The following is a 23,330-nucleotide window of genomic DNA, read 5'->3' as shown; positions in this document are numbered from 1 at the left end:
CCTTCGAATGATGGTCGGTCGACTATATCGTTCTGTCTGACAGAACGCAAGTTCCGTAAAATCGCAATTTCACGGGTATACCCCGCTTATCGCCCATTCAATGTGCGCCTAAAGTTCTGTCAAACAGAACGGTGTTCTTTTAGATAGAACGGTGAGGTGTCGAATGAGCGTTTCCGAAATACCGAAGGTGCTGGTCAGCGAGGTCGGTCCGCGCGACGGGCTGCAGAGCATCAAGGCCGTGATGCCGACGGCCGGCAAGCTGCGCTGGATCACCGCGCTGGCCGCGGCCGGGCTGCGCGAGATCGAGGTGGGGTCGTTCGTGCCGGTCAGGCTGTTGCCGCAGATGGCCGACGTACGCGAAGTCGTCTCGCATGCGCTGGCGATTCCCGGGCTGCACGTCGCTGCGCTCGCGCCGAACCTGCGCGGTGCCGAAGGCGCATTCGACGCTGGTGTGCACAAGCTGACGCTGCCGGTCTCGGTCACGGAAGCCCATTCGCTGGCGAACATCCGCAAGACGCCCGCGCAGATGATCGACGAAGTGCGCGCGGTCGTCGCGCTGCGCGATGCGCGGTATCCGTCGGTACAGATCGAGGCCGGCGTGTCGGTCGCGTTCGGCTGCACGATCGCGGGCGCCGTCAGCGACGACGAGACGATCGCGATGGCCGTCGCGATGGCCGAATGCGGCGTCGACGAAATCGGCCTGTCCGACACGAGCGGCTATGCGAACCCCGCACAGGTGCGCCGGCTGTTCGCGCGCCTGCAGCGCGAAGTCGGCGACAAGGCCGGTGGCGCACATTTCCACAACACGCGCGGGCAGGGGCTCGCGAACGTCGTCGCGGCGCTCGACGCGGGCGTGACGACGATCGACGCGAGCCAGGGCGGCCTCGGCGGGTGTCCGTATGCGCCCGGCGCGACCGGCAACATCGTCACCGAGGATCTCGTGTTCCTGCTCGAAGCGATGGGGTACGACACGGGCATCGACGTCGACGCGCTGCTCGCCGCGCGCGCGATCCTGCACGCGGCGCTGCCGTCCGAGGCGCTGTACGGCCACGTGCCCGACGCCGGGTTGCCGAAGGGGTTCCGCTATGCGGACGGCCGCGTGCCGACGGCGGCGCAACCGGAAGGATGCATGGCGGGAGTCGCGCAATGAACGATCGCCAACCAAATTCCGCGCTGCCATACGCAGGCGTGCGCGTGATCGAGATGACGCACATGGTGATGGGGCCGACCTGCGGGATGCTGCTCGCGGATCTCGGCGCGGAAGTGATCAAGATCGAACCGATCGCGGGCGACAGCACCCGGGCGCTGCGTGGTTCCGGCGCGGGCTTCTTCGGGATGTTCAACCGCAACAAGAAGAGCCTCGCGGTCGACGTGAAGGATCCGCGCGGGCTCGAGATCGTGCTGCGGCTCGTCGCGACGGCGGACGTGTTCAGCGAGAACTTCAAGAGCGGCACGATGGACCGCATCGGCCTCGGTTATCCGGCGCTGGACTCGCTGAATCCGCGCCTCGTGTACGTGTCGCACAAGGGCTTCCTGCCGGGGCCGTACGAGCATCGCACCGCGCTCGACGAGGTCGTGCAGATGATGGGCGGCCTCGCGTACATGACGGGCCCGGAGGGGCGGCCGCTGCGCGCGGGCACGAGCGTGAACGACATCATGGGCGGCATGTTTGGCGCGATCGGCGCGATGGCCGCACTCGCCCAGCGTGAACGCACCGGCCGCGGCCAGCAGGTGCAGAGCTCGCTGTTCGAGAACAACGTGTTCCTCGTCGCGCAGCACATGATGCAGTTCGCGGTGACGGGGCAGGCCGCGTCGCCGATGCCGAGCCGGATTTCCGCGTGGGCCGTCTACGACGTGTTCTCCGTCAAGGACAACGAACAGATTTTTCTCGCGGTCGTGTCGGACACGCAATGGGCGCTGTTCTGCGATGCGTTCGGCCTGACCGCGCTGAAGGACGACCCGCGCCTGGCGACCAACAACCTGCGCGTGCAGGCGCGCGAATGGCTGCTGCCCGAGCTGCGTTCGCGGCTGGCGTCGTACTCGGCCGCGGAGATCGGCGCGACCTTCGAATCGACCGGCCTGCCGTATGCACCGATCACGAAGCCGCAGGACCTGTTCGACGATCCGCATCTGCTCGCCACGGGCGGCCTCGAAGCCGTGACGCTGCCGGCCGATGCGAGTAGCGCCGGGCGGCCGGTCGAGACGCGCACCGCGCTGCTGCCGCTGACGCTCGCGGGCGAGCGCCTGCGGCTGCGCTCGGCGCCGCCCGCCCTCGGCCAGGACACGTGCGCGCTGCTCGGCGAACTCGGCTACACGCCGGACGATGCGCGTGCGCTGATCGATGCCGGCGTCGTTGCGGGGCGGTACGGTGCCGACGATGCAGCGAACGGCGACGGGCCTGGCGGCGCGCCGTCGGCGAACGAAGTGGCGAGCGCGTAGCGCAGCCGCGATTCATCGAACGAACAAAGGCGTCCCGGCCGCGCACCGTGCGGCAGAGGATCGCCGCCTCCACGGAGACAATCATGACATCCGCTTCCCCGGCAATGCCCGCCGATCGCGAGACCGACGCATCGGTCGAGCAACGCGCCGTGCGCAAAGCCGCGTGGCGCTTCATCCCGCTGCTCGCGCTCGCGTATTTCTTCAACTACCTGGATCGCACGAGCGTCGGGTTCGCGGCGCTCACAATGAACCGCGATCTCGGGCTGACCGCGACGCAGTTCGGCTGGGGCGCGGGGATCATGTTCGCGGGCTACTGCCTGTTCGAGGTGCCGAGCAATCTCGCGCTGTACCGCTTCGGCGCGCGCCGCTGGCTCGCCCGCATCATGATCACGTGGGGGCTGATGGCGGCCGCGACCGCGCTCGCGACCGGGCCGACCAGTTTCTACGCGATCCGGTTGCTGCTCGGCATCGGCGAGGCCGGGTTCTTTCCGGGCGTGATCTTCTTCCTCGCGGTGTGGTTTCCGCCGAGCTACCGCACGCGCGTGCTGGCGTGGTTCACCGTGTCGACGCCGCTGTCGTCGCTGATCGGCGGCCCGCTGTCGACGTGGCTGCTGCAGCTCGACGGCGCGCTCGGGCTCGCCGGCTGGAAGTGGATGTTCATCGTCGAAGGGCTGCCCGCGTGCGCGCTCGGTTTTCTCGTGCTGAAGCTGCTGTCCGATTCGCCGGCGAACGCCGCGTGGCTGTCGGACGACGAGCGTGCCGCGCTGCAGCGTGCATTCGAGCGCGACGGCGCGGCGGCCGGCCGCAAGAAGCAATTCGGCGTCGCGTTGCGCGACGTGCGTGTGTACGTGCTTGCGTTGATCTCGTTCGGTTTCACGATGGGCTCGTACGGGATCGGCATCTGGCTGCCGCAGATGCTGAAAGCGCACGGCATGTCGACGATGCAGACGGGCTGGCTGTCCGCGGTGCCGTACTTCTTCGCGACGGTCGCGCTGCTGTGGTGGGCGAAGCGCGTCGATCGTCGCGGCGGCCCCGTCGTGAACCTGGCGATCGGGCTGTTCATCGGCGCGGTGGCGCTCGGCGTGTCGACGCATTTCCTGACGCTCGGGCCGGCACTCGTCGGCATCACGCTCGCGCTGATCGGCACGATTGCCGGCCGCACGATCTTCTACACGCTGCCGTCGCGGTTCCTGTCCGGTCAGGCGGCGGCCGGCGGCCTCGCGCTGATCAACTCGATCGGTGCACTCGGCGGCTTCGCGGGCCCCTATCTCGTCGGCTACCTGAAGGACAGCTTCGGCACCTTCACGGCAGGCATGCTCGGCCTCGCGATCGTGCTGGCGATCACGACGCTGCTCACGCTGTCGCTGGTTGCGTTCGACCGGAGCGAATGACATGGACACGACGATTTCGATCAAGCGACGCCGGCTGCTCGGCGCGGCCGCCGCCTCGCTCGCGCTGCCCGCGTTCGCCGAGACGCCGGCCCACGATGGAGTTTCCCGCATGACGACGCAAGGCAACTATCTCGCGGTGCGCCCCGACTGGCTCGCGTCGGCGCTCGAACCTGCGCTCGAGCCCGACCTGCCGATCGTCGATGCGCATCATCACTTCTATGAACGGCCGGGCTGGATCTACATGCTCGACGACTACCTGCAGGACGCACGCTCGGGGCACAACATCCAGGCGTCCGTCTACATGCAGGCGCAGACGCGCTATCGCGATTCGGGCCCGGCCGAACTGAAGCCGGTCGGTGAAACGGCCTATGTCGCCGGTGTGACCGAGCCGCTGCAGCACGGCCCCATAGCCGTCGCGAAAGGCATCGTCGGCCATGCGGACCTGCGGCTCGGCGCACGCGTGCGCGACGTGCTGGAAGCGCATCTCGAAGCGGGGCGCGGGCGGTTTCGCGGCGTCCGGCACCTGACGACGTGGGATGCCGATCCGACGCTCGCCAATCCGCTGTCGGCGGTGCCGCGCGGGCTGCTGCTCGATCCCGCCTACCGGGCCGGCGTCGCGCAGCTCGCGCCGCTCGGGCTGTCGTACGACGCGTGGCTGTTCTTTCCGCAATTGCCCGAGTTGTTCGAGCTCGCGAAGGCGAACCCCGACACGCGGATCATCGTCAATCACTGCGGCGGGGTCGTGCGGATCGGCAGCTATGCGGACAAGCGCCCGGAGGTGTTCGAGCGCTGGTCGGCGTCGATGCGCACGCTCGCGCAGTTGCCGAACGTGTACGTGAAGGTCGGCGGCCTCGGGATGCGCATCAACGGCTTCGATTTCGAGAAGGGCGCGAAGCCGCCGTCTTCCGCGCAGCTTGCCGACACGTGGAAGCCGTGGATGATGACCTGCATCGACGCGTTCGGCCCCGGGCGCTGCATGTTCGAGGGCAATTTCCCGGTCGACAAGGGCTCGTATTCGTTCGTGAACGGCTGGAACGCGTTCAAGCGGCTGACCGCGCAGGCCAGCGCGGACGAGCGCGACGCGCTGTTCCGCGGCACGGTCACGCGCGCATACCGGCTCGGCTGACGTGCCGGCGCAGGCTCACGCCGCTTCCACCAGCGCCGCGAGCCGCGCCAGCGCCATCTGCCAGCCGGTTTCGTTGTCGGCGGCCGGCACGCCAGGTGGAACGCCGTCGTGCACGGCGTCCACGCGCGTGCCGCCCGCTTCGTCGGACAGCGTGATCGTGATCGTCATCGCGCCGCGCAGCATCGGGTCGTCGGTTTCGAACACGTCGATCTCGACGATCCGCTCGTCCGGCACGAGCGTGACGAAGCGGCCGTGATAGGTGTCGGTGCGCGCGCCGGACTTGCCGGTGCCGCCCGACGCCGCGTCGTAGCTCAGCGACACGCGCAGCGCGCCGCCTTCGCGCGCATCGTATGCATGCACGCGGCACGTCATGCCGTCGGGCACCTTCCACTGCTCGACCGCGTGCGGGTCGAGCAGCGCGCGGTAGACGCGCCCGCGTGGTGCGTTCAGGTGCCGGCTGACCCGGGTCGAATGCGTGTGCGTATGCAACATATTGCCTCCCGCGGAATGCGCGCGACGGTGCACGCCGGCGGCCGGCGTGTCGTCATGCTTCCTTCAGGAATCCTAGGCGCGGGCGCGGCGGCATGCAATGGCCGCCCGCGCGGGCATGCCCGGCCGCTCAGCGCAGGGCGGCCGCGAAGGCTTCGAGCTGCGTGATGCAGGTGTTCCAGCCCTCGAAAAACCCGAGCGCTTCGTGGCGCTCGCGGGTCGCGGCATCGGGATGCATCACGCGCGCCTCGTAGCGGCTGCCCGCATCGTCGTCGGCCATCGTGATGATCGCGGTGAAGCCCATCCACGGCGCCTGCGGCCGCCAGCCGCCGGTGAGCATCGACGTGAACACGATGCGCGATTCCGGCACGATGTCGAGGAAACAGCCGGGATTGTCGCTCGTGCCGCCGTCGGGGCCGCGCATGAACGTGTGGAAAGCGCCGCCCGGCCGCAGGTCGAAGGCGCGCACCTCGGTGGTCCACGGCTTCGGGCACCACCATTCCTTCAGCAATTCGGGGTCGGTCCACGCGCGCCACAGTGCGCGGCGCGGCGCGTGCAGCGTGCGCGTGATGACGAGATCGTGGGCTTCAACGGGTTCGACGTGGCTGGCTGACATCGTGCTCCTCCTGATGGTGGCGTTCGACGAATTCGACGAGACGGTCGGCGCGCGCTTCCCACAGCGCGCGTTGTGCGGCGAGCCATGCCTCGGCTTCGGTCAGCCGGCTGCCGACCAGTGCGCAGGTGCGCGAGCGGCCGGTCTTGCGGGTCTGCACGAGGCCGCTGCGCTCGAGCACGGCGACATGCTTCATGAACGACGGCAGCGCCATGTCGAACGGCGCCGCCAGCGCGGAAACGGTCCGCTCGCCCTGGCCGAGCGCGCTGACGATCGCGCAGCGCGTCGGATCGGAGAGGGCGTGGAATACGTCGCTGATGCCGGGTTGAAAGTTATCCATTTGGCTAAGTGTAGGCGATGCCGACGCCGATGCAGCGAAAATTCTCGTCGCGTAGGATAAGGGGCGGTAACGCGCGCCGACCGGGCGCCGCGCTGCCGGACGCCTGCCGCCGTTTTGCACGCATCGACGGCGGCTGGCGCGCTTTCTATCGCGGCCCATGCCGAACCCGCGCATGCGGTCCGCCTGACTACCGGAGATGGCATGACCGAATCTGTTACCGTCCGCCGCGTCGATGCGCGCGAAGCGATGCGCTGTGTCGATGCACTGGCCGACGTGCTGATCGATTGCGTGGAAGGCGGCGCGTCCGTCAGCTTCATGTTGCCGATCGCGCGTTCGACCGCCGTCGCGTTCTGGACGCGCGTGGCCGAGGGCGTCCAGGACGACGAGCGCATCCTGCTGATCGCCGAGGATGCGGCCGGCCGGATCCTCGGCACCGTGCAGGTCGTGATCGCGCAGCCCGAGAACCAGCCGCATCGCGCGGACATCGCGAAGATGCTCGTGTCGCGGCACGCGCGCCGGCAGGGCATCGCCGCGCGGCTGATGGCGGCGGCCGACGCGGCTGCACGCGATGCCGGCAAGACCGTGCTCGTGCTCGACACCGTGACGGGCAGCGACGCCGAGCGGCTGTACGAGCGGGCCGGCTGGCAGCGCGTCGGCGTCGTGCCGAACTATGCGCTGATGCCCGACGGCGCGCTCTGCGCGACGACGTACTTCCACAAGCAATTGGTGTAATGGCATCCGTCATGCATCCGGTCTCCCCGGTGCTTGTGTTCTTCACGCTCGCGGCGGGTGAATGAAAATCCGGGCCGGAAGCGTCGCCGGTCCGATATATTCACGCCGGAAGACTTCAACGAAACGCCACGGAACCGCCGCCCGGATGAAACGCTCCCACGTCGCTTTCGCCCTCACGGGCCTGCTCGTCGCGCTGCCGATTGCCGCGTATGCGCTCGTCAAGCCGCTGCGCATCGTCGCGCCCGCGCTGATCCCCGGCGTGTCGTGCCCGAGCGCCGATATCTGCACGGACGATGCCGCGAAGCTCGGCGACGCACAGCAGCTCTATCGCGAAGGCTATGCGCGCGCGGCGGCGGCTGTCGGCCCGTTCCGCGAGGCGCCGCGCGTCGTGTTCTGTGCGACGCGCACGTGCGCCGATGCGTTCGGCCTCGGCCAGCGTGCGGCGCTGACGCTGGGCAATTTCGGCGTGGCCGTGGCACCGCGCGGCTGGACGACCTACTTCATCGCGCACGAGCTGATCCATCATCGCCAGGCCGAAGTGCTCGGCAACGTGGCCGTCGTGACCAAGCCGCGCTGGCTGATCGAGGGGATGGCGTATTCGCTTAGCGACGATCCGCGCCATCCGCTGGCCGAGCCGTTCGAGGCGTGGCGCACGCGTTTCGCCGCGTGGCATGCGGCGCTCGGCGGGCGGCCGCTGTGGGATGCCGCACGGGCGGTCGAGTAGCGCCGGCGGGCGGCGCAGCGTTACGCCGGCGTGCCCTGGGCGCCGCGTCCGCCGGTCAGCGTCTGCCGTCCCGCGTCGAGGATTTCGTCGGCCAGCGCGCGATCGGTGCCCGCGATCGCGCGCGACAGCACGAGCGCACCGACCATCTGGCTGAAAACCGCGAGCGCGTCGCGACGCGTCTGCTCGGGCGTTGCGCCTTCGGTCGCCACCATCGGTTCCAGCCGGTCGAGATAGGCGGCGAGGCCGTGCGCGTAGCATGCGCGCGCTGCGTCGGTCAGCCGCGGCGCGTCGCCGGCGAAGGCGGACAGCGGGCACCCGGCCTCGACGTTGTCGCGATGCGCGGCCGACAGGTACAACGCCACCTGTGCGTCGAGACTGCCGGCGTTCGGCGAATCGGCGCGGTCGTGCATCGCCTTTTCCATCACTTCGGCGACGAGCGCGTCTTTCGACTTGAAGTGGTTGTAGAAGCCGCCTTGCGTGAAGCCGGCTTCCTTCATCAGCTCCGTCAGCCCGACGGCATCGACGCCGCGCGCGCGGAACAGCCGCTCGGCCGCCGCGACGATCGCGCTCCGGTTCTCGGCGGCCTGCTGTCTTGATACGCCCATCGATCTCTCCCTGATTTTGCCGATCACGTCGATTGGAAAACACAATGGCGATCGCCATTGACATACCGATGCGGTGCGAACAGAATGCACCGCAAAGACAATGGTGATCGACATTGACATCGAGTGTAGCCGACCTGGCGGGCGATGCAAAGCCACGGCCGGCCGGACATGGATGGCAACCGGTCGCGTCTTTGGCGCTGCGGGATGACGGGCAGCGGACGGCTCGCCGTCTGCCCTCGGCGGCGTACCGGTTCGGCAAGCAATGGCAACCTCGTTTTCCACCGGATCTCATGCGCGCGGCGAGCCGGCGCGCAGGCGATTCATCATGCGAAAGGAACGATCATGAAGATCGAAGGTGCAGTCGTTTTCGTGACGGGCGCAAACCGCGGGCTCGGGCTCGAGTTTGCGAAGCAGGCACTCGCGCGAGGGGCGCGCAAGGTTTATGCGGCGGCGCGCGATCCGGCCAGCGTGACGCTGCCGGGCGTCGTGCCCGTGAAGCTCGACGTGACCGATCCGGCGGCCGTTGCCGCAGCTGCCGACGCGGCACGCGACGTCACGCTGCTGATCAACAACGCCGGCATCGCGCGGCTCGGCAGCCTGACGGACGACGGCGCGCCCGACGCGTTGCGCGACCACTTCGAAACCAACGTGTTCGGGACGCTGGCGATGTCGCGCGCGTTTGCCGGCACTCTCGCCAGCCACGGCGGCGGCGCGATCCTGAACATCCTGTCCGTCGCGAGCTGGGTGAACCGGCCGATCCTGTCGGGCTACGGCGTGTCGAAATCGGCCGCATGGGCGCTGACCAACGGGCTGCGCCATTCGCTGCGCGAGCAGCACACGCAGGTCGTCGGGCTGCATGCCGGCTTCATCGACACCGACCTGACGGCCGGCCTCGACGTGCCGAAGGCCACGCCGGCCGACGTCGTGCGCCAGGCCTACGACGCGATCGAGGCGGGAGAGGAGGAAGTGTCGACCGACGAGTTCACGCGGCAGGTGAAGGCCACGCTGTCGTCGGGCGTCTATCTGGAAGAACCGGCGCCGCGTTGACGCCGCCGGCCACGCGCATCCGCCGCCCGTGCGTGTGCACGGCGGCGGCGCGTTTCGTCAGACCGTCGTGTCGATGATGCCCGGGATCTTCACGTCCGGGTTCACGTCCGCGTCGTAGTCGACACCGGCGATCTCGAAGCCGAACAGGCGCAGGAACTCGGTCTTGTAGCCCGCGAAGTCGGTCATCTCGTACAGGTTCTCGTTCGTCACGTGGTCCCACATCGCGACGACCTTCGCCTGCACCTGCGGGTCGAGTTCCTTGTAGTCGGCGCGCAGGCGGCCTTCTTCGTCGACGTGCGGCGTCGCGCCGTACAGGCTGTCCTTCAGGAGCCCGTATACCTGCTCGATGCAGCCTTCGTGCGTGCCGGCTTCCTTCATCACCTTGAACAGCAGCGACAGGTACAGCGGCATCATCGGGATCGCCGAGCTGGCCTGCGTGACCACGGCCTTCAGCACCGACACGCGGGCGTCGCCGCCGTGCGCGGCCAGCTTGTCGCGGATCGACAGCACCTTCTTGTCGAGATCCTTCTTCGCTTCGCCGATCGAGCCGTTCCAGTAGATGTCGTGCGTGATCTGCTCGCCGAGATACGTGAACGCGGTGGTCTTTGCGCCGTCGGCCAGCACGCCGGCGTCGGCCAGCGCGTCGATCCACATCTGCCAGTCCTCGCCGCCCATCACGGCGACGGTGCCGTCGATCTCTTCCTGCGTCGCCGGTTCGAGCGACACTTCGCGGATCACTTCCTTGTCGGTGTCGAGGCCGCGGAACGTGACGGCCTTGCCGATCGGCTTGAGCGTCGAGCTGATGGTTTCGCCCGTCTTCGGGTGCGTGCGACGCGGTGCCGCGAGGCTGTAGACGACCAGGTCGACCTTGCCGAGATCCTGCTTGATGGTGTCGATCGTGACCTGCTTGACCTTGTCGGAGAATGCGTCGCCGTTGATGCTGCGCGCATAGAGCCCCTTTTCAGCGGCGAATTTCTCGAACGCGGCGCTGTTGTACCAGCCGGCCGTGCCGGGCTTCGTCTCGCTGCCGGCGCGCTCGAAGAACACGCCGAGCGTGTCCGCGCCCGAGCCGAATGCGGCCGAGATCCGGGCGGCGAGGCCGTAGCCGGTCGACGCGCCGATCACGAGCACCTTTTTCGGGCCGTTGGCGATCGGGCCGTGCGAAGTCACGTAGTCGATCTGTTCCTTGACGTTGGCTTCGCAGCCGACCGGATGAGTCGTCACGCAGATGAAGCCACGCACGCGCGGTTTGATGATCATGGAAACCTCTTATCAGAAAGGCGGGGACGGCCTGAAATCGGAAAAATCCCGCGCATTGTAAAGGAAGCGGCCGATCGCGGGCGGGCGCGGCCGGAAGGTGCCGGATCGTCCGGTTATTTCTCTCTTGACAGAAATAACTGAAATGAATAAATTTGCCGACATGGAACTCACACCGATCGCCGAACGATTCATTCTCCACTGGGGCGAAATGGGCTCGCGGTGGGGCGTCAACCGCACCGTCTCGCAGATTCACGCGCTGCTCTACCTGGCCGGGCGGCCGGTCGCGGCCGACGAGATCGCCGAGACGCTCAACGTCGCGCGCTCCAACGTCAGCACGAGCCTGAAGGAGCTGCAGGCGTGGCGCCTCGCGAAGGTCGTGCACGTGCTGGGCGATCGCCGCGACCACTTCGAGACGTCGACCGACATCTGGGAGTTGTTCAAGCTGATCGTCGAAGGGCGGCGGCAGCGCGAGATCGAGCCGACGCTCACGGTGTTGCGCGACTGCCTGACGAATCCGGAGATCGCGAACGAGAGCCGCGAGACCGAACAGCGCATTCGCGACACGCTGCAGTTCGTCGAGACGCTCACGACGTGGTCGGACGAGATGCTGCGGCTCAAGCCCGATACGCTGATGAAGGCGCTCGGCATCGGCGCGAAGATCAGCCAGACAGTCAGGCGCAAGCCGTCGAAGTAAGCGGTAGCGGAAGTGCGGGCGGACAGCCCGCTTTTTTCGGGATCGATATTTCTGTCTGTACAGAAATAACTGTAAATAGAGGATAAAAATGAACGCGGCCTTGCCGTCGACCTGCCCGCCCGAGCGTACCGGCGCACGCGGCATGACCGTGCTCGTCTGCGGCGGGAACGGCTTCATCGGGCGGGCGCTGTGCGCGCAGCTCGAAGCCGGCGGCCATCGCGTGCTGCGCGGCGTGCGTCACGCGGCCGGCCCGCGCGACGTCGCGATCGACTTCGCGAGGGACGTCGATCCGGCCGCGTGGCTCGCGCGGCTGAAGGGTGTCGACGTGGTGATCAACGCGGTCGGCATGCTGGCCGATCGACGCGGCACGACGCTAGACGCCGTGCATCGCGCCGCGCCGTGCGCGCTCTTTACCGCGTGCTGCCTTGCCGGCGTGCGGCGCGTGATCCAGGTCTCGGCGCTCGGTGTCGAGCGCGGCGATACGCGGTACTTCGCGAGCAAGCACGCGGCCGACCGCTTCCTGCAGACGCTGCCGATCGATTTCCGCATCGTGCGTCCCGCGCTCGTCTACGGCACGGCCGGCACGTCGGCGCGGTTTTTCCGGATGCTCGCGAGCCTGCCCGTGCAGGTGCTGCCGGCGGGCGGCCGTCAGCGGCTGCGCCCCGTGCATGTCGACGATCTCGCCGAAGTCGTCGCGCGGCTCGTCGTGCAACCGGGCGATGCGCCGGCGGCCGGCAGCCGGGTGATCGATGTGGTCGGCAACGACGAAGTCGAATACCGCGAGATGCTGGCCGGCTATCGTGCCGCGCTGGGGTTCCCGCCGGCTGCCCGCGTGTCGCTGCCGGGCCCGCTGGCCGGCGCGGCGGCCATGCTGTCCGGCATGCTGCCGGGCGCGATGTTCACGCGCGACACGTGGACGATGCTGCGCGGCGGCAACACCGGCGATCCGGCGGCCACCGCGGCCGTGCTCGGCCGGCCGCCGCGCGGCATCGGCAGCTTCATCGGCGCGGATGCCGCCGCACTGCTGCGTCGCGACGCGCTCGCGATGTGGCGGCGCCCGTTGCTGCGGGGCGCACTCGCGATCGTGTGGATCTGGACGGCGATCGTCAGTGCGTTCGTCCATCCGCTGCACGCGAGCCTCGCGCTGCTCGCGCCTGCGCACCTGACGGGGCTGCCTGCGCTGATCGCGCTCTACGCGGCCAGCGCGCTGGATTTCGCGTTCGGCATCGCGACCGTTGCCGCGCCGTCGCGGCGGCTGTGGGCCGCGCAAGCGGCACTGATCGTCGCGTACTCGGCCGTCATCGCGGTCACGATGCCCGGCCTGTTGGCCGAACCGTTCGGCCCCGTGCTCAAGAACGTGCCGATTCTCGCGATCCTGTTGATCCTTTTTTCAGAAGAAGAACAAGCATGAATACCTATCTCGTCATCAAGGCGCTTCACATCCTGTCCTCGGTGCTGCTGGTCGGCACGGGGTTCGGCACCGCGTTCTACCTGTTCTTCGCGAACCGCACGCGGTCGGTGCCCGCGATCGCGGCCGTGTCGCGGCTCGTGGTGCGCGCGGACTGGTGGTTCACGACGCCGGCCGTGATCTTCCAGCCGGCGTCCGGGCTGTGGCTCGCGCATACGGCCGGCTGGTCGTGGCATACGCCGTGGCTGCTCGCGTCGATCGTGCTGTATGCGATCGCCGGTGCGTGCTGGCTACCGGTCGTGTGGCTGCAGCTCGAACTTGCCTCGATGGCGAAGCTCGCGCACGCCAACGGCGACGCCACATTGCCCGAGCGCTACTGGCGCTACGCGAAGCGGTGGGAACTGCTCGGCTATCCGGCGTTCTTCGCGATGCTGACCGTCTATTTCGTGATGGTGGTCAAGCCGATGTAGGCGTGTCGCCGCCGCGCGGGGCCGGCGCGGCGGCGACACATCCCGAAAAGCAGTCGATCGATCGCTTCATGATGCTTGCGAAAACAAAAAGGAGTGCGAAGCATGGGCGCAAGTGAATTGGTTCTTTACTTCGACGGACGCTGTCCGTTATGCGTCGCGGAAATACGGCGTCTCGGGGCCCGCGACGCGCGGCACCGGCTGGCGTTCGTCGATATCGCCGAGCCGGGTTTCGACCCGGCGCCGCTGGGCGTCGACCTGCCCGCGCTGAATCGCGAGCTGCACGCGCGCCTGCCCGACGGACGCATGCTGACCGGCGTCGACAGCATCGTGGCCGCCCATGCGCTGGTTGGGCGCCGCTGGCTCGTCTGGCTGCTGCGCGTGCCGGCCATGCGCGCCGCGCTCGCGCCGCTGTATCGCCGCTTCGCACGTAACCGGTACGCGGTTTCGCGCTGGCTCGGGTATCGCGCCGAGGCGCGCTGCGACGATGCGGCGTGCGGTATCGGCGAGGCCGCCGAAAGCAGGGAAGCAGACCGCCCGGCGCGCGACACGCTGCGACGCATCGTCGTGAACTGGATGATGGCGGCAGCGATCGTGCACCTGCTGGTCGGCGCAGTCGTGCCGTGGGTGGCCGGCGCGCCGTGGCTCGATGCCTATCACCGCGGCATCGAGCTGTATTTCCGGGCGGGAACGATGCCCGATGCGGCGCGTGCGCAGCAGATCTGGTGGATGTCGCTGATCGGCGCGACGGTGCAGTGCGCGTCGGTCTGGATGATCGCGCTGGTCCACCTCGGCAACCGGTTGCGGAAACGGGAAGTGTGGGGCTGGCTGCTGGCCGGCCTGTTGATCTGGGCGCCGCAGGACGTGCTGTTGTCGTGGCAGGCGCATGTGTGGGGCCATGTGGCGATCGATGTCGTCGCGCTTGTCTCGATGGTGCCGCCGCTGGTCTGGCTGTGGAGGAGGGATACCGAATGAACACCTTGCCTGCTTTCGACTGGGCGCTCAACCTGCTGATCGTGCAGGGCGCGATGGGCGCATTCGATACGCTTTATCACCATGAGCTCACGCAGGACCTGCCGCACAGCCCGCGCGCACGGCTCGAACTGGCAATTCACGCGGTGCGTTCCGTGCTCTACGGCCTCGTGTTCGCATCGATCGCGAACGTCGCGTTTCACGGCGCGTGGGTTGCGGCCCTCGCTGCGGTCGTGCTCGTCGAAGTGGCGCTGACGTTGTGGGACTTCGTCGTCGAAGACCAGAGCCGCAAGCTGCCGGCGACCGAGCGCGTGCTGCATACGCTGCTGGCCGTCAACGGCGGCGCGTTGTTCGGGATGATCGCGATGCAGCTTGCGGCCTGGGCGCACGAGCCGACCGCGCTGCAGCCGCTCGACCTCGGCTGGCGCGGCTGGCTGCTCAGCCTGTTCGCCGTCGGCGTGACCGTGTCGGGCATCCGCGACGGGATCGCCGCGTGCCGCATCGCGCACCGCGCGCCGGCCGCCAATCCGTTCGCGGGGCAGCCGGCCGGCAACGTGCTCGTGACCGGCGGGACCGGCTTCATCGGCGAAACGCTCGTGAACCAGTTGCTCGCTGCAGGCCACACGGTCACGCTGCTGGCGCGCGATCCGCTGCATGCGGCCTACCTGTTCCACGGCCGCGTGCGCAGCGTGACGTCCGCCGACCAGTTGCAGCCGCACGAGCGCTTCGACACGGTCATCAATCTCGCGGGGGCGCCGGTGCTGGGCGCGCGCTGGAGCAAGCGCCGGCAGGCGGTGCTGCTCGCGAGCCGCGTCGGCGTCACGCAGGCGCTGATGCGCTGGGTCGACACCGCCGAGGTCAAGCCGCGCACGTGGATCCAGGCGTCGGCGATCGGCTATTACGGCGTGCGGCCGGGTGACGAACGGCTCGACGAGGGCAGCCGCGCCGGCACCGGCTTCATGGCCGAACTGTGCCGGCAGTGGGAGCAGTCCGCGCAGCCGCTCGAACGTCACGGCGTGCGCTCGGTGGTGCTGCGGCTGGGTATCGTGTTCGGCCCCGGCGGCGCGCTGCGCCCGATGCTGCTGCCGCATTACTTCGGGATGGGCGGACGATTCGGCGACGGCGCGCAGGTGATGAGCTGGATTCACCGGGACGACGTGCTGCGGATCGTCGCACGTGCGATGTCGAACGCGGGCATGCACGGTGTCTACAACGCGGTTGCACCGGTGGCAGTGACCCAGCGCGAGTTCGTGCAGGTCGTGACGAAGGTGCTGCGCCGCCCCGCGTGGCTGCACGTTCCGGCCGCGCCGCTGCGCACCGCAATGGGCGAGATGGCCGAGTTGCTGCTCGACGGGCAGCGCGTGATGCCGGCGCGGCTGCATCGGGACGGATTCATGTTCCGGTTCCCGACGGTCGAGCACGCGCTGCGTGACCTGACGAATCGGCCGCACACCGATTTCGCGCCCGCGGCCTGCCGTTTGCCGCGAGGTCGTGTATAAATTCGGCATGAACGCGTTCGAGGCGTGCCGTGCGCCCCGAACGCTCCGCATCCGACCTCACAAGGAGACTGCATGCTGCACATCCTCGGCAAGATCCCGTCCATCAACGTCCGCAAGGTGCTGTGGCTGTGCACCGAACTGAACCTGCCGTTCGAACAGGAAGACTGGGGTGCGGGCTTCCGCACGACCAACGATCCGGCCTATCTCGCACTGAATCCGAACGCGCTCGTGCCCGTCATCAAGGACGACGACTTCGTGCTCTGGGAGTCGAACACGATCATTCGCTATCTCGCGAACCGCTACGGCGGCGATGCGCTGTATCCGGCCGAGCCGCAGGCGCGTGCGCGGGTCGACCAGTGGATCGACTGGCAGGGGGCGGACCTGAACCGCTCGTGGGTCGGCGCGTTCCTCGGCCTCGTGCGCAAATCGCCCGATCATCAGGATCCGGCCGGCATCGCGCAGTCGATCGCAGGCTGGACGAAGCACATGCACGTGCTGAACGCCCAGCTCGAAAAGACCGGCGCGTACGTGGCCGGCGATACGTTCACGCTTGCGGACATTCCGATCGGCCTGTCGGTGAACCGCTGGTTCGGCACGCCGTTCGAGCATCCGGATCTGCCGGCGGTGTCGCGCTACATCGAGCGTCTCGCGACGCGTGAAGGTTTCAAGCAATACGCAGGCAGCGCGAATCCGTAACGCGCGGGCGGTAGCGCGTGAAGCGGCAGTGTTGCCATTGCCGCCGCTTCACGCGTGAATCATCGCTTCACGCGCCAGGCGCCGGCACCGCAGCGAGCACGCGCGCGAGAAACGCCTCGTGATTCCACGCGGATTCCGGCCGCGACAACCCGAGCCGCACGACCACCAGCTGACGGCTCGGCACCACGCTCACGAACTGGCCTTCATGGCCGACCGCATGAAACGCGTCGGCCGGCATCGCGCTCGCCTGCGGATCGCGATCGTTGAACGGCTCCGGCACCTTGACCCACAGCTGCGCGCCGAACTCCTGGCGCGACGACTGCGGCGTCGCGCGTGTCAGGTAGCGCACCCAGCCTTCCGGCAGCAGCCGCTGCCCGTTCCACACGCCGTCCTGCAGCAGCAGTTGCCCGAAACGCGCCCAGTCGCGCGCGCTCGCATACAGGTACGACGGAGCGACGAGCGTGCCGGATGCATCGGGCTCGAACACCGCGCTGCGCATCGCGAGCGGCGCGAACAGCGCGCGGCGCGGATACGCAAGGTAGTCGTCCTCGCTGCCGCCCAGCGCTTCGCGCATCACGCGCGCGACGATCGCGCTCGTGCCGCTCGAGTAGTACCACTGCGTGCCGGGCGTCGCGGCGAGCGGCTTCGCCGATGCGAACCGTGCCATGTCGGGCTGCGTGAACAGCATCACGGCGACGTCGGACAGCGGGTCGTCGTAGTCCTCGTTGAACTGCAGGCCGCTCGTCATCCGCAGCAACTCGTCGAGCGTGATGGCCGCGCGCGGGTCGCCGCTGCCGCGCCACTCGGGCAACAGCGCCGCTGCATCGGGCGACAGCTTGTGCTGCGCGACGAGCGTGCCGACCAGTGCGGCCGTCACGGTCTTCGTCATCGACCAGCCGGGCAATGGCGTGTCGGCCGTGAAGCCGGGCGCGTAGCGTTCGGCGATCACCTGGCCGCGCCACATCACGACGATCGCGCGCGTGCGGCGAGGCCGTGCCGGATCGGGTTCGTCGAACGCGCGGTCGAGCGCGGCCTGCAGCTTGTGCGCGTCGATGCCGGCGGGAGGCGTGGCAGGTGCAGGCTGGTCGGACGGCGGATCGGGAAGCGGCGGCAATGCGGCCGGCAACGTGGTCGGCGTCGCGTCGGGCACGAGCGTGCAGCCGAGCCCCGGCCGGAAGTCGGCTTCGCGCTCGGCGAAACCGGCGAAGGTCGCCGTCGCGCGATGGTGGTCGCGATCGATCGACGGGCGTACCAGCTTCAGCAGCGGATGGACGCCGGCCATGATGTCGACGTCGATCACGGACGCGGCCGGCCGGCCCGACACGAACACGCCCGAACACAGCGCCTTCGCCGCGTAGCCGGTCGCGATCGGCGCGAGCCGGGACAGCATATAGCCGGTGTAGCCGACCGCGGCGACGAGCACGAGCGCGACGCCGCGCAGCATCAGCTTCTTGAGGGGGATCGTCATGCGCGAGCGTCCTCGGTGGCGTGCCGGCCGGCAACGATCCGGCAGTGTCGCAGGTTCGGGCGATGCGTGGCAATCGCGGCCGCGTGACGATCGGTTCGCGATGCTTCGCGCCGGACGGCTCGACCCGCCGCGCCGCGCGAGTTGAAATCGAGGCGCTCGCCGGCCGATAATCGTCCGGCATCGCCCTCCCGGCCCCACTGTCCAACCGATATCGGAAAACACCATGTCCTACGACGACAACAACCCGTTCGCCAAAATCCTGCGTGGCGAACTGCCTTGCGTGAAGGTCGCGGAAGACGACGCGACACTCGCGATCATGGATCTGATGCCGCAGGCCGACGGTCACGTGCTCGTGATCCCGAAGGAGCCGGCCGCGCAGATCTTCGAGCTGTCCGGCGACGCGGCCGCGGCCGGCATCCGCATGACGCAGCGCGTCGCGGCGGCGGTGCGTGCGGCGCTCGAGCCGGACGGCGTGTTCATCGGCCAGTTCAACGGCGCGGCGGCCGGCCAGACGGTCCCGCACGTGCATTTCCACGTGATCCCGCGCTGGGAAGGCGCCGAATTGCGGATGCACGCCCGCGAGATCGCCGACGCGGCGACGCTCGAAACGCTCGCGCAGCGCATTCGTGCGCGTTTCGTGTAACGGGTCGATGGCACGAGGCACGGCGAAGGCCCGCCGGCCGGACGCCGCGCCGCCACCGGTTGTTTCGGCGGTCATGCGAGGTAACACGTGTAACCGCCGGCGAAACTCGTCCGGCCAGGCCCGGCGCTAGACTCCGCGCATTGCATCATCGAGCGACAGGAAGGGCGGATCGCCTCTTCGTGCCGGTCGCCGCCCTTCGCGGCGGCGCGGTTTTCGCGAGGTGCCATTCGTCTTTTGCGCCGGGAATCGAGCCATGACCAGACTTCTCATCACGCTTGCCCTGATCGGCGGCCTGTCCGGCTGCTACGTCGCACCGCCGTACGGCTACGCGCCCGCGCCGGCCTACTACGGCTATGCGCCCGCGTACTACGCGCCGCCCGTCAGCGTCGGGATCGGCGGCAACTTCCGCATCCGCTGATCCGTTGCAGCGCGCGCGAGCCTCGGCCGCAGCGGCCCGGTTCGCCGCCTTGCGCCGGATGATTCGCGCAGGTTCATGCGCCGCGTGACTGCCGCGCACGACACTTCGTGTGCGCACTTCCTATACTTCACAGGAAAGTGCATCGCTACGAGGCCGTCATGACCGTCACCCGCAAGGCCGTCGTCCTGTCGAGCCTGTCCACGCTCGTCTATCTCGGGCTTGCCGTGCTCGGCAGCGGCGGGTTCGCCGCGTTCTTCTCGCATCCCCAACTGACCGTCGTCGCGATCGCGACGCTCGCGATGGCCGTCGCCGCGCTGTTCTCCGAAGGCAACCTGAGCAGCGGCGAGCGCGAGAATCGCGACAACCGCTGGGTGCTCGCCGCATTCGCGGCGAGCGGCTTCCTGCTCGCATACCTGCCCGCGCTGACCGACCGGCTCGACGCCTGGACCTTCGGCGGTGAGACGGTGCGCTGGATCGGCGTCGTGCTGTTCATCGCGGGCGGTGTGCTGCGCATGTGGCCCGTGTTCGTGCTCGGCAAGCGCTTCAGCGGGCTCGTCGCGATCCAGCCGGGCCATACGCTCGTGACCGGCGGCATCTACAGCCGCATCCGCAATCCGAGCTATCTCGGCCTGGTCGTCAATTCGCTCGGCTGGGCGCTGGTGTTCCGCTCGGGCGTCGGCGTGCTGCTGGTCGTGCTGACGCTGGTGCCGCTCGTCGCGCGGATCCGCTCGGAGGAGGCGCTGCTGCGTTCGCAATTCGGCGCCGAATACGACGCCTATTGCGCGCGGACCTGGCGGTTGCTGCCCGGCGTGTACTGACCCCGTCATCTCTTCCCGACCGCTGCGCGGGCGCCTGCGCACGCCGCGTACCCGATGTGTTGCCACGTGTGTCGCAAACGCGCGACGCCGCGCATGGCCGGCGTGTTGCGCCGCAGGGCCGGAACGTCTCGAAAGCCAATGCCGGCGCGGGTTTCGGGCGAATCCGGCGGGCCCGTTCGACGTCCGTTATCCGTAAACAACTTGTTACCAGAATGTCCACGGCAAGGAAGCGGGACCGGTGCTATTCTTCGCCGCAAGCTCATTGAAATGAATTGGTCCGCGGTTCGGCACAAAGCCCGACCGGATGTCGATCGATTCAGATCGGCGTACCGAGCGGACCTTCAATAACCAGATCGTGAACAAGGAAGAATACGGGAATGTGGAAGAAAATCGCCCCCACTCTCGTCGTCGCCGTGCTGACCGGCGCGACGTCGCTGCCGGCACTGGCCGGTGACCTGAACAACGCACTTGGCGGCGCGCTCGGCGGGGTAGCCGGCGCAGCGGTCGGTGGTGCAGTCGGCGGCAGCACCGGCTCGGTGATCGGCGGCGCCATCGGCGGCGGTGCCGGCGGCGCGGTGACGTCGAATCGTCGCGAGCGTACCGGTGCGATCATCGGCGGCGCACTCGGCGGCGGCGCGGGTACCGCGGCAGGCAACGCGATGGGCGGCCGCACGGGCGGCCTGCTGGGCGCGGCCGTCGGCGGCGGCGCAGGCGCGGCACTCGGCGGCAACATGTCGCGCAACTCGTACGAGCGTGATTACGGCGGCGACCGCGGCTATCGTCACCACAAGCATCGTCATCACCGCGACCGCGACTGGGACTGATCGCCGCGGGCGCGGCACGGTGCGCAACACGCGCACCGGCGCGCCGACGGCGTCGGCACCCGACGCGAGATTCGGCCCGGCGGCCTGCCGGGCCGTCATCGCCGGCCTGACCGTCGACCCCTTCCGGCTTCATCAGCCGCTGCCATGCGCCCGATCGACGGGCCGGCAATCACCTCCCGCCGTGTTTCCCCCTCCATCGACGACCTGACCTGCCGCGCATGATCGTGCCCGGGCAGAATCGGCATGCGCCATCACGGATCGTGCTTCCGTCCGTACCAGCCTGACGACCCCGACACGGCGAGCGATCCGCTGGCGCGAGCACGTCGCCACCGCGCCGATCCGCGTGACCGGATGTGCCGCGACCCTGACGCATTCGTCAGGATTTCCCTGATAGCCAGCCTGCCGCGCAATGCCCGTTCACCGCGCATCGCGGGTGCCGGGCGGCAGTGGGAAATCGAATGCATGTCATCGCAACATTTAATTGGTCGATCGCGATCGACTTCGCTATCGTCGGCGGTGCTCGCGTATCGAGTCGAACCGTGCCGCCGTCCGCGCCTCGCCGCATGATCGCGAGCTCCGCGGCCCGGCCACCGGCCCGACAACCCGGGCCGCCGCGTCCGATGAACCGGACGGACCCGACGCGAAGCCTGGCCGACCGAACGAAGGCGCATGCGCTTTCAAGCCACCCCGGCAACGATGTCCCGCCGCCGCATGCGTGCCCCACGCGCGTGCGAACCGCCCGATGCCGTTTGCGCCAGGGGCCGGACCAACCCATTGCCTGGATGCAATATGTCTAAGACAACGTATTACGCGCCGCATGGCGGCCACCCGCCGCAGACGGATCTGCTGACCGATCGCGCGATGTTCACCGAGGCGTACGCGGTGATCCCGAAGGGGGTGATGCGCGACATCGTCACGAGCTGGCTGCCGTTCTGGACGAACACGCGCCTGTGGGTGATCGCTCGCCCGCTGTCGGGTTTCGCCGAAACCTTCTCGCAGTACATCGTCGAAGTGAATCCGGGCGGCGGCAGCGACAAGCCCGAGCAGGACAAGAACGCCGAAGCCGTGCTGTTCGTCGTCGAAGGCGAAGCCGAGCTGACGCTGCAGGGCAAGAAGCACACGCTGAAGCCGGGCGGCTACGCGTTCATTCCGCCGGGCGCGGACTGGACGCTGCACAACGTCAGCGACGCCGCGGTGCGCTTCCACTGGGTGCGCAAGCACTACCAGGCCGTCGACGGCATTCCGCTGCCGGAAGCGTTCGTGACCAACGAGCAGGACGTCGAGCCGATCCCGATGCCGGGCACCAACGGCGCATGGGTGACGACGCGCTTCGTCGACATGAGCGACATGCGTCACGACATGCACGTGAACATCGTGACGTTCGAGCCGGGCGGCGTGATTCCGTTCGCGGAAACGCACGTGATGGAGCACGGCCTGTACGTGCTGGAAGGCAAGGCCGTCTATCGCCTGAACCAGGACTGGGTCGAGGTTGAAGCGGGCGATTTCATGTGGCTGCGCGCGTTCTGCCCGCAGGCCTGCTATTCGGGTGGGCCTGGGCGCTTCCGTTATCTGCTGTACAAGGATGTGAACCGCCACATGAATCTGTTGCTGAATCCGGCGCGTTAAGCGTCGGGCAAGCAGTCGGATGTGAAAGCCCGCCGGCGGATGCCGGCGGGTTTTTTTGTTCTTCGTGGGTTGATGAGGATGTCGGTTGCCGAGCCGCTACCTGCGAGGCGCGACAAGTGTGGACGTCGATCGACATCCGGCTGGTGCGGATCGTCAGTCGATGAAGGCGAACAGCTCGAGCAGCCTTCCCTGGCGTGTGACTGCGATGTCGATGCCGGTCACGGCCGTCCTGTTTGCTTCGGGCCCATATCCCCATGCGAGACGGCCGATTCCGTGCATGGCCTGAATCGGCCCACGCTCGACGAACTCGAAATCCGGGAATCTTGCCTGCAACTCATCGACCCTGCGATTGATCTCGCCGAAGCCGGTATACCGGCCGTCTGGATCGACGAAGACACCTTGCGGCAGCCAGATCGTTTTCAATTCAATCAAGCGTGCCGCGGAATCTCGCTCGCCAAAGACCGAAAGCAGGTTTCGCTTCAGAAGTTCATTCACCGAAAAGCCCATCGTGGATTCCCTCGAGTCGCCGGAGATCTGACCGAACCGTGTCCGCGCTGCCGACGAGCCGGTCCATTGAAGGCGGATGTTGCGCGTCAGTGTCGGGCGGCAACTGATACGGCGAAGCTGTCCTCCAGCAGCAGGAAACTCGCGATCTTTTCGCCGGAGAAGGTCAGGACGATCGCAAATGCACTGTCGATCAGTTTTCCCGTGGCGTTGACCCGCGTGGTGAGGTGGCCGAGAATCACGGCCCGATTGTCGCCGGCGAGCACATCCTCGACGTCGAGGCTGATGCGCTCGATCATCGTCTGCGTGTCGCGAATGAAATCCGCCAGGGCGTCGCGTCCTCTCCTCCGGCCAACCCATGGCAATACGCCTGCATCGCCGGGGATATTCCAGTCCAGATCGGGCGTGCACAACGCAGCGATTTCCTCAGCACTTGCGCCCGAACTCATTTTTTCAAGAAACAGATGGGTGAGGCGAAGATTGTCCTGCGAACGCATGGTGTTCTCCTTGATACGTTGCGACGAGCG

The 23,330-nt window shown here is 68.0% G+C and carries 26 protein-coding genes; 18 read left to right on the top strand and 8 right to left on the bottom strand.

The features are described from left to right. Window positions 1-163: 163 nt before the first annotated feature. The 4 genes from U5798_RS08495 to U5798_RS08480 all read left to right on the top strand — a co-directional run bounded on the left by U5798_RS08495 (window position 164) and on the right by U5798_RS08480 (window position 4,956). Entirely contained in the window at window positions 164-1,150 is a 987-nt protein-coding gene (locus U5798_RS08495; protein WP_124451024.1) for a hydroxymethylglutaryl-CoA lyase, read from the top strand. After that, complete coding sequence (locus U5798_RS08490) at window positions 1,147-2,439, top strand: CaiB/BaiF CoA transferase family protein (RefSeq protein WP_124451026.1); 1,293 nt, start codon at window positions 1,147-1,149, stop codon at window positions 2,437-2,439. Before U5798_RS08495 ends, U5798_RS08490 begins: the two co-directional genes overlap by 4 nt. 83 nt (window positions 2,440-2,522) lie before the next feature. Further along, a complete protein-coding gene (locus U5798_RS08485) occupies window positions 2,523-3,830 on the top strand; it encodes an MFS transporter (protein WP_124451028.1) in 1,308 nt (435 codons plus the stop codon). A gap of 1 nt (window position 3,831) precedes the next feature. Then, window positions 3,832-4,956, top strand: a complete 1,125-nt coding sequence (locus U5798_RS08480; RefSeq protein WP_124451030.1) for an amidohydrolase family protein — start codon at window positions 3,832-3,834, stop codon at window positions 4,954-4,956. Between the two features lie 15 nt (window positions 4,957-4,971). Here the strand turns inward: U5798_RS08480 and U5798_RS08475 are convergent, their stop codons facing one another. The 3 genes from U5798_RS08475 to U5798_RS08465 form a co-directional block, all read right to left on the bottom strand. Then, window positions 4,972-5,448 carry an SRPBCC family protein gene (locus U5798_RS08475; RefSeq protein ID WP_124451032.1) on the bottom strand — a complete coding sequence of 159 codons (477 nt, stop codon included), beginning with the start codon at window positions 5,446-5,448 and terminating at the stop codon, window positions 4,972-4,974. A gap of 127 nt (window positions 5,449-5,575) precedes the next feature. Beyond that, window positions 5,576-6,061 (bottom strand): SRPBCC family protein, encoded by a 486-nt coding sequence (locus tag U5798_RS08470; protein ID WP_124451034.1) that lies wholly within the window; start codon window positions 6,059-6,061, stop codon window positions 5,576-5,578. Further along, window positions 6,033-6,398 (bottom strand): ArsR/SmtB family transcription factor, encoded by a 366-nt coding sequence (locus U5798_RS08465; protein WP_124451036.1) that lies wholly within the window; start codon window positions 6,396-6,398, stop codon window positions 6,033-6,035. The genes U5798_RS08470 and U5798_RS08465 overlap by 29 nt, the downstream gene beginning before the upstream one ends. Before the next feature lie 201 nt (window positions 6,399-6,599). On the opposite strand from U5798_RS08465, the gene U5798_RS08460 reads away from it, so the two are divergent. Continuing rightward, window positions 6,600-7,130, top strand: coding sequence for a GNAT family N-acetyltransferase (locus U5798_RS08460; RefSeq protein WP_124451038.1), 531 nt, complete (start codon window positions 6,600-6,602; stop codon window positions 7,128-7,130). A gap of 145 nt (window positions 7,131-7,275) precedes the next feature. Beyond that, window positions 7,276-7,854, top strand: a complete 579-nt coding sequence (locus tag U5798_RS08455; RefSeq protein WP_322081788.1) for a hypothetical protein — start codon at window positions 7,276-7,278, stop codon at window positions 7,852-7,854. Between the two features lie 20 nt (window positions 7,855-7,874). On the opposite strand, the gene U5798_RS08450 is transcribed toward U5798_RS08455, so the two are convergent. After that, window positions 7,875-8,459: a TetR/AcrR family transcriptional regulator gene (locus tag U5798_RS08450; protein WP_124451042.1), complete on the bottom strand. Its 585-nt coding sequence runs from the start codon at window positions 8,457-8,459 to the stop codon at window positions 7,875-7,877. 342 nt (window positions 8,460-8,801) lie between these two features. On the opposite strand from U5798_RS08450, the gene U5798_RS08445 reads away from it, so the two are divergent. Next, window positions 8,802-9,506, top strand: coding sequence for an SDR family oxidoreductase (locus U5798_RS08445; RefSeq protein ID WP_322081787.1), 705 nt, complete (start codon window positions 8,802-8,804; stop codon window positions 9,504-9,506). A 57-nt stretch (window positions 9,507-9,563) separates the two neighbouring features. On the opposite strand, the gene fabV is transcribed toward U5798_RS08445, so the two are convergent. Continuing rightward, window positions 9,564-10,766, bottom strand: a complete 1,203-nt coding sequence (gene fabV, locus U5798_RS08440) for an enoyl-ACP reductase FabV (protein ID WP_322081786.1) — start codon at window positions 10,764-10,766, stop codon at window positions 9,564-9,566. A 160-nt stretch (window positions 10,767-10,926) separates the two neighbouring features. Here fabV and U5798_RS08435 point away from each other — a divergent pair, with 160 nt between their 5' ends. The 6 genes from U5798_RS08435 to U5798_RS08410 all read left to right on the top strand — a co-directional run bounded on the left by U5798_RS08435 (window position 10,927) and on the right by U5798_RS08410 (window position 16,502). After that, window positions 10,927-11,460 carry a GbsR/MarR family transcriptional regulator gene (locus tag U5798_RS08435; RefSeq protein ID WP_006480371.1) on the top strand — a complete coding sequence of 178 codons (534 nt, stop codon included), beginning with the start codon at window positions 10,927-10,929 and terminating at the stop codon, window positions 11,458-11,460. A gap of 88 nt (window positions 11,461-11,548) precedes the next feature. After that, window positions 11,549-12,871: an SDR family oxidoreductase gene (locus U5798_RS08430; protein WP_322081785.1), complete on the top strand. Its 1,323-nt coding sequence runs from the start codon at window positions 11,549-11,551 to the stop codon at window positions 12,869-12,871. Further along, window positions 12,868-13,338, top strand: coding sequence for a DUF2269 domain-containing protein (locus tag U5798_RS08425; RefSeq protein WP_322081784.1), 471 nt, complete (start codon window positions 12,868-12,870; stop codon window positions 13,336-13,338). The genes U5798_RS08430 and U5798_RS08425 overlap by 4 nt, the downstream gene beginning before the upstream one ends. 102 nt (window positions 13,339-13,440) lie before the next feature. Beyond that, a complete protein-coding gene (locus tag U5798_RS08420) occupies window positions 13,441-14,310 on the top strand; it encodes a DUF393 domain-containing protein (protein ID WP_322081783.1) in 870 nt (289 codons plus the stop codon). Next, window positions 14,307-15,806, top strand: coding sequence for a TIGR01777 family oxidoreductase (locus tag U5798_RS08415; RefSeq protein ID WP_322081782.1), 1,500 nt, complete (start codon window positions 14,307-14,309; stop codon window positions 15,804-15,806). The genes U5798_RS08420 and U5798_RS08415 overlap by 4 nt, the downstream gene beginning before the upstream one ends. Before the next feature lie 72 nt (window positions 15,807-15,878). Continuing rightward, complete coding sequence (locus tag U5798_RS08410) at window positions 15,879-16,502, top strand: glutathione S-transferase (RefSeq protein ID WP_322081781.1); 624 nt, start codon at window positions 15,879-15,881, stop codon at window positions 16,500-16,502. 67 nt (window positions 16,503-16,569) lie between these two features. Here U5798_RS08410 and U5798_RS08405 read toward each other — a convergent pair whose 3' ends face one another. Further along, window positions 16,570-17,970: a serine hydrolase gene (locus U5798_RS08405; protein ID WP_322081780.1), complete on the bottom strand. Its 1,401-nt coding sequence runs from the start codon at window positions 17,968-17,970 to the stop codon at window positions 16,570-16,572. 223 nt (window positions 17,971-18,193) lie between these two features. Here U5798_RS08405 and U5798_RS08400 point away from each other — a divergent pair, with 223 nt between their 5' ends. The 5 genes from U5798_RS08400 (at window position 18,194) to U5798_RS08380 (ending at window position 22,299) form a co-directional block, all read left to right on the top strand. After that, complete coding sequence (locus U5798_RS08400; RefSeq protein ID WP_124451061.1) at window positions 18,194-18,613, top strand: HIT family protein; 420 nt, start codon at window positions 18,194-18,196, stop codon at window positions 18,611-18,613. A 253-nt stretch (window positions 18,614-18,866) separates the two neighbouring features. Further along, window positions 18,867-19,031 (top strand): hypothetical protein, encoded by a 165-nt coding sequence (locus U5798_RS08395; RefSeq protein WP_011353821.1) that lies wholly within the window; start codon window positions 18,867-18,869, stop codon window positions 19,029-19,031. A gap of 158 nt (window positions 19,032-19,189) precedes the next feature. Further along, a complete protein-coding gene (locus tag U5798_RS08390) occupies window positions 19,190-19,849 on the top strand; it encodes an isoprenylcysteine carboxylmethyltransferase family protein (protein WP_322081779.1) in 660 nt (219 codons plus the stop codon). Between the two features lie 377 nt (window positions 19,850-20,226). Further along, the gene (locus U5798_RS08385; protein ID WP_124451065.1) at window positions 20,227-20,673 is read left to right on the top strand and encodes a hypothetical protein; all 447 of its coding nucleotides are present in this window, start codon (window positions 20,227-20,229) and stop codon (window positions 20,671-20,673) included. Between the two features lie 789 nt (window positions 20,674-21,462). Continuing rightward, window positions 21,463-22,299 carry a bifunctional allantoicase/(S)-ureidoglycine aminohydrolase gene (locus tag U5798_RS08380; protein WP_124451067.1) on the top strand — a complete coding sequence of 279 codons (837 nt, stop codon included), beginning with the start codon at window positions 21,463-21,465 and terminating at the stop codon, window positions 22,297-22,299. A gap of 153 nt (window positions 22,300-22,452) precedes the next feature. Here U5798_RS08380 and U5798_RS08375 read toward each other — a convergent pair whose 3' ends face one another. Further along, window positions 22,453-22,794 (bottom strand): hypothetical protein, encoded by a 342-nt coding sequence (locus tag U5798_RS08375; RefSeq protein ID WP_322081778.1) that lies wholly within the window; start codon window positions 22,792-22,794, stop codon window positions 22,453-22,455. Window positions 22,795-22,892: 98 nt separating this feature from the next. After that, window positions 22,893-23,300 (bottom strand): nuclear transport factor 2 family protein, encoded by a 408-nt coding sequence (locus tag U5798_RS08370; protein ID WP_322081777.1) that lies wholly within the window; start codon window positions 23,298-23,300, stop codon window positions 22,893-22,895. Window positions 23,301-23,330 lie beyond the last annotated feature (30 nt).

It is taken from the genome of Burkholderia sp. BCC1972 (genome assembly GCF_905339605.1).
In the GTDB taxonomy this organism is placed as follows: Bacteria; Pseudomonadota; Gammaproteobacteria; order Burkholderiales; family Burkholderiaceae; genus Burkholderia.
This window is presented reverse-complemented; position numbering and strand designations above follow the sequence as displayed.